The organism is Armatimonas sp. (assembly GCF_031410135.1).
Classification (GTDB): Bacteria; Armatimonadota; Armatimonadia; order Armatimonadales; family Armatimonadaceae; genus Armatimonas.
The window spans coordinates 1-5,741 of the sequence record NZ_JANNYP010000526.1 but is presented as its reverse complement, the minus strand read 5'-3'; the positions used below and the strand labels follow the sequence as shown (position 1 = coordinate 5,741).

The 5,741-nt window shown below is 57.5% G+C and carries 5 protein-coding genes; 3 read left to right on the top strand and 2 right to left on the bottom strand.

Annotation, left to right across the window (positions count from 1 at the left end):
• Positions 1 to 454: 454 nt before the first annotated feature.
• Positions 455 to 613 (bottom strand): hypothetical protein, encoded by a 159-nt coding sequence (locus RMO15_RS19710; RefSeq protein ID WP_309715810.1) that lies wholly within the window; start codon positions 611 to 613, stop codon positions 455 to 457.
• Positions 614 to 817: 204 nt separating this feature from the next.
• On the opposite strand from RMO15_RS19710, the gene RMO15_RS19705 reads away from it, so the two are divergent.
• The 3 genes from RMO15_RS19705 to RMO15_RS19695 all read left to right on the top strand — a co-directional run bounded on the left by RMO15_RS19705 (position 818) and on the right by RMO15_RS19695 (position 4,785).
• Complete coding sequence (locus RMO15_RS19705; RefSeq protein ID WP_309715807.1) at positions 818 to 3,169, top strand: acylase; 2,352 nt, start codon at positions 818 to 820, stop codon at positions 3,167 to 3,169.
• 91 nt (positions 3,170 to 3,260) lie between these two features.
• A complete protein-coding gene (locus RMO15_RS19700) occupies positions 3,261 to 3,944 on the top strand; it encodes a prepilin-type N-terminal cleavage/methylation domain-containing protein (RefSeq protein WP_309715804.1) in 684 nt (227 codons plus the stop codon).
• 31 nt (positions 3,945 to 3,975) lie between these two features.
• On the top strand, positions 3,976 to 4,785 hold the full coding sequence (locus tag RMO15_RS19695) for an HAD family hydrolase (RefSeq protein ID WP_309715801.1): 810 nt from the start codon (positions 3,976 to 3,978) through the stop codon (positions 4,783 to 4,785).
• Here RMO15_RS19695 and RMO15_RS19690 read toward each other — a convergent pair.
• The gene (locus RMO15_RS19690) at positions 4,782 to 5,432 is read right to left on the bottom strand and encodes a Bax inhibitor-1 family protein (RefSeq protein WP_309715797.1); all 651 of its coding nucleotides are present in this window, start codon (positions 5,430 to 5,432) and stop codon (positions 4,782 to 4,784) included. The two genes, RMO15_RS19695 and RMO15_RS19690, sit on opposite strands and share 4 nt — an antisense overlap.
• Positions 5,433 to 5,741: the final 309 nt, after the last annotated feature.

Genomic DNA, 5,741 nt, shown 5'->3' with positions numbered 1-5,741 from the left:
CACAGCGTGCTCACTAGCAATACACTATCTGGACAGCTTGATAGCAAAGGTGATCTTGGAATCGATGAGGTTGTGGTTGTAGAAACTGATGAGCAGAAGGATGCAGTTTTTTATAGTGTTTACAACTCTTGATAGCTACGTTTTCGCGCCCTTTGGTCGCCCGACTCGCAAGAGCATTTGGTCTTCGCTCACTGCATACTGTCGGTGTTCAGGTGTCGCCCTTGTGTCCTAACAATGAGATTTTATGATTCCACTCTCGCCTAATCCATCGGTTACTACTTTCAGCCGTTTCGTACATGACTGGTTTCGGCTCCTTGCTTGTGGTGAGTTTGCAAAGGCCGCCGACGCACTCGATGAGCCGACTCGCTATGGCGAGTCTTGGTCTGCGGAGTCAATTCGCCATGCGCTTTTAGATTACTCACCCAATGCGACAGTCACTGACCCAGGACTTTTATCATCTGATCCACGTCAGAACCTCGGTGACTTTGCTGACGGTAGTGGTCACTGGTTCGATTGCTCTGTTCCACTTACCAATGGCTGGAGCGATCTTACTGCTCAGTTTGAGTTCCTGTATCGTCCCTCCGGCTTGGCAGTCGTCCTCCAAGATCTTCATGTGCTTTGATCGTCTTTTTTCAAATAACCGCGTAGCCAACGGTAGTGTCCCATGGACTATCATGTACCTCTGTGCCCAAGAAATTTGGTTGGCGACGAAGGTCGCCGTAGCCCTCTTAAGCCGGAACCCTCGTGGTTCCGGACTCTTGTGATTCCGGCTTTCTCTGTTCTTGCTTGTCTTTCGTAGAATCTGCTATCATTTGGCATGGTTTTATTCACAATGATGTCTCCCGCCGCACTGCACGCGGCGCAGCCTGCCAAAGACTATGAGGCGCAGATTCGGTGGACGCGCTACGGCATCCCGCATATCATCGCCAACGACTTTGGGAGCCTCGCGTTTGGGGAGGGCTATGCCTTTGCAAAAGACCATCTGGGCTCGCTACTCGATCAGGTCATCAAGGTGCGTGGCGAGCGGGCACGCTACTTTGGCGCGGGCTCTGGCAATCGGCACCTCAATAGCGACATCACGTTCCGGGCGCTGGGGTTTGTGGAGCAAGCAAAGGAGCTTTTCCCCAAGCTCTCACAAGAGAACCGGGAAACCATGGAGGGCTTTGTCGCAGGGATCAATGCGTACCGGCGGGAAAACCAAGCATCGTGCGTGGCAAGTGTGGCGCACTGGGGATTGGGGAGCGACTGGCTCTTTGATGTCACACCGCTGGATATTCTGGCCTACAACCAGTCCGTGATCGCGACCACGCCCAACCTTGGGGACTTGATCGCGACCGCTATGCCGCCAAAGGCCGATAGCTCCGAGCCGGTGGCGGAGGGGCTTCCGATTCCGGAGTTTCAGCAGGCGAGCAATGGCTGGGCGCTGGGCTCGGAGCGCTCCTTGCAGGGCGGGGGAATGCTGATGGCAAACCCACACTTTCCCTGGACGGGGGCGTTTCGGTTCTGGGAGAAGCACCTGACCATTCCCGGCAAGCTCAATGTCTACGGCGTGAGCCTGCTAGGAATCCCCGGCGTGCTGATTGGCTTCAATGATGCTGTCGCGTGGACGCACACCGTCTCGGCGGGCAAGCGCTTTGTTTTTTACACGCTCGATTTGGTGCCCGGCCACCCGACCCGCTACTACTACGATGGCCAGGAGCGTGAAATGACCGTCAAGTACCTCACCTTCGACGTTCGCCAGCCCGATGGCTCGCTAAAGAAAGTGGAGCGCGAGCTCTACTCCAGCCACTACGGCCCCATGGTCAATGTCGCGGGCTTTGAGTGGAGCGCCAAGCGCGGGGTCTGCGTCCGCGATGCCAATGCCAACAACACCCAGTTCTACGACCAGCGCCTCGCCATGAACCAGGCCAAGAGCCTCGCGGAGTTCCAGCAGGCACACGCGCGCTACAATGCCGTCCCGTGGGTCAACACCATTGCCGCGAGCGCCGATGGCCGCGCCTGGTTTGCGGATACGTCAGCGACTCCCTATCTCAGCCCCGCCGCGACCGCCGGCTTCACCCAGCGGCTCAACTCCGACTTTCTGGCGAAAATTGCCTGGCAGCGCGGCGTCGCGTTGTTTGACGGCAGTAAGTCAGCCAATGAGTGGCAAAACGACCCCACGACCCGCTCCGGCGTCCTGCCCTACGCCAAAATGCCCCAGCTAGAGCGCCGAGACTATGTCTTTAACGCCAACGATAGCCACTGGCTGACCAACCCAAGCCAGCCACTCATGGGCTTCTCCCCGCTCCAAGGGGACGAAGCTACGGCACGCTCACTACGCACCCGCATGAACGCGCTGGTTCTGGAGGGGACGCAAAAGTTCTCGCTCGATGCCCTCGCCGCTGCTGCGATCAATAACCGTAGCCTCTCCGCTGAGCTCCTGCGCAGTGAGGTCGCCGCACGGGCCAAGTCTGCGGGGAGTGTGGTGATCGAAGGCAAAGAAGTAGACCTGCGCGCCGCCAGTCAGGTTCTGGCCGCCTGGGACGGAAAATACAACACGGACAGTGTCGGGGCCGTGCTCTGGCGGGAGTTTATCACCCTCTATAACGCGACGGATACACAAAAAGCCGGAGTGCTCTTTCAGAACAACTTTGATCCCAAGCAGCCCGTCACTACGCCGTCGGTGCTGGCGCTCCCCAAAGACGGCACCGACACGGCGCTGGTAAACCTCGGGCGGGCCGTGCTTGTGCTCAAGAGCGCCGGGATCGCGCTGGAGACTCCGCTGGGCAAGCTCCAGTACAGCGATAAGCGGCCGGAGCGCATCCCCATCCACGGCGGCGATGGGGCTTTGGAGGGCCTCACCAATGTGGTCGGGTTTGGCACCAACCGCACGAGCTTGGAGCCCTTTGCCAGCCCCGCCAGTGTCGCCGGGAGCCGCTCCCTCACCAAAGATGGCTATCTTGTCAACCAGGGCAGCAGCTTCATGATGGCCCTGGAGTTCACGAAGCAAGGGCCTAAAGCCGTCGCGATTCTCACCTACTCCCAGTCCGGCGATCCCCGCTCCCCGCACTTCTCCGACCAGACCGCGCTCTTTGGTGCCAAGCAGTGGCGGCCCGTTCTCTTCACCGAAAAAGAGATCAAGGCAGACCCCGCACTCACCAGCGTAAAAGTGCGCGGCAAACGTCCCTAAGCCTCTTGACAGTGCCTTTTCACTGCGGTAAGCTATTGCCGACAAGAAAAGTCGGCGATAATATTTGTCGCCAAGAAAGAACCATCAAACCATGCGCCCTCGCTCCGCCTTCACGCTCATTGAGCTTCTTGTTGTGATTGCTATTATCGCTATCTTAGCAGCGATTCTCTTTCCCGTCTTTGCGCAAGCACGGGAGAAGGCTCGCCAGACAAGCTGCCTCTCTAACACCAAGCAACTCTCGCTTGCCATGCTGATGTACGCCCAGGACTACGATGAGCAGCTTGCTCTGATACGGCGTGAACAGAGCTGGGTCTACAGGGCGCAGCCCTATCTTAAGAGCTACGCTATTTTGCGCTGCCCTTCGGACACCAGCACCAACTGGGCCCCCAACCCTGCCTCCTTTGATCCTGCCGACCCGGCTACGTATATCACTACCTTCCGGGTGACCAGCTACGCGCTCAATGGGCTCATCTCTCCCGAGATCACGACCAATACCAACATCAGCTTGGCCAGTATTGACAAGCCTGCCAGCGTGATCGCGCTGGCCGAGAGCCCGAAGAACTACCGGGAGAACTACTTCCATGCTCATGTCTGGCCGACACGACACTGGATCGCGGCCACGAACCTCCCCGATGATGTGGCGACCGACCAGCACTCGGGCGGCTTCACGGTAGGCTATCTGGACGGCCACGCCAAGTGGGTGCGCTGGAACCAAGTCTGGTGGCAGGACCCGACCCGCGGTGTTGAGCGAGGCAACTTCGACCCGCGCCAGTAAGTGTTGGAGACAGAGCAGGTACTATGGGGGAGTGACACATTTCCCCTTTCGCCTCGCCGTCTTCGATCTGGATGGCACGCTTCTTGGCCCCGATAAAGAGATCTCGCCTGCCAATGCCGCTGCTGTCGTTCAGCTTCAATCTCTTGGTTGCACGGTGGTACTGGCCTCGGGGCGGCCTCATGGCAATATACTGCGCTTTCAGACTCAGCTCGGGCTACAGGGGCCTATTGTCAGTGGTAATGGGGCACTGGTGAAAGTCGAAGGGACGGGCGAGGTCTGGCGGGCTGTTCTCTTTGATCTTAAGCTCGCGAACCTGCTTCTGGACGAGGGGCGCAAGCTGGGGATTACGCAGATCTGGGATGGCCCACAGGGAGTGGTGGGCTGGGAGCGCACAAGGCACTTCGAGATTCTGGAGGAGCGCACCAAGGCAACCTACGAGGTCGTCGGCGACCCGCGCCTGCGTTTTCCAGGCGAGTCGCCCTTCAAAATCCTTTGGATCGCCGATGCCACCCAGATTGCGGAGCTGGATCAGATCTGGCGTGCGCGGCTAGGATCACGTTCCTACATCACCATTACCGACCCGGAGTACCTAGAGTTCTCTGATCCAAGCGTCAATAAAGCCACCGCGCTCCAAATCGTCGCGGAGCGCTTGGAAATCCCCCGCGAGGAGATTGTCTTCTTTGGTGACGGCGACAACGACGCGGAGCTGCTGCGCTGGGCCGGACTCGGAGTCGCCATGCCCCACTCCCGCCCTCTCGCTCTTGCTGCCGCAGACACCATTGGCCCCGAAGCCCCCGAAGAAAACGCCGTCGCCGCCGCCGTGAAGCAATTACTTGTCTAGCGGAAGCGGTTCAGCAGACTCAGAATCCACTGGAACAGCCCCACTATATCGAGCAGAAGCTCCGCCGCCGCCTCACCGGGTGTCATCCGGTCACCGTTATCTTGTAACAAGCGGCTGGTATCGTAGAGCACCCAGCCTCCCATCGCCAGCACACCAAAGGCGGAGATTGCCAGGTGCAGGAGTGGTAGAGGGAAGATGAACTGAACCACGATGCCCAACAGGATTACCCAGAACGCCATGGAGAGAAAGCCGCCCAGAAAGCTAAAGTCTTTTCGCGTGGTGTGTGCATAGGCCGTTAGCCCTCCAAACGCACCCAGAGTCAGGATCAAAGCGGGGGCGAAGACTGCTGCGTAGATATGGGCGAGGACACCCAACCATGCCCCCGTGATGATCGTGAACAGGGGTAAGACAACACGCGTAGGGCGTCTCCAGTGGAACCAGCCTACTGCTATCCACATAATGGCATTGAGCAGCCAAGCTACCCCCGCCCCAATAGGCGGCATGAACTTATAGGAGAGAACCCCGACTCCTCCCATACCTAGTAGACCAAACAGAAAGAGACGGTAGGTTTCGCGCACAAAGGGAGTCAGGCGGCTACCCATTCCCTGAGGTGCTTGTGGTTGCATTTGGTATTGATCGTAGCTCATGGTTATTGTGTTTATTGTACGCCGAAAAAAGTAAGCTGGCACATGGCCCGATAGATTTCTCAAACGTATCGCGCGCACGAACATAATAGTAACTCATAACGCATGAGAGCCTTGGCGGTGAAAGCCTCTGGGAGATATTAAATAAACTTAGCTATTTTGGCCATTCGACTTGACAACTTCTTCTTGTTGGGATAATATTCTCCTTGCGCCTCGGCCCAAGCCAAGCGCAGTGACTTGAAGAAATGACAGTTACTGACGGACTTTTACAATTAAATAGTGTTACAGATAGCTTTGTTTGTTGTGTTCTTT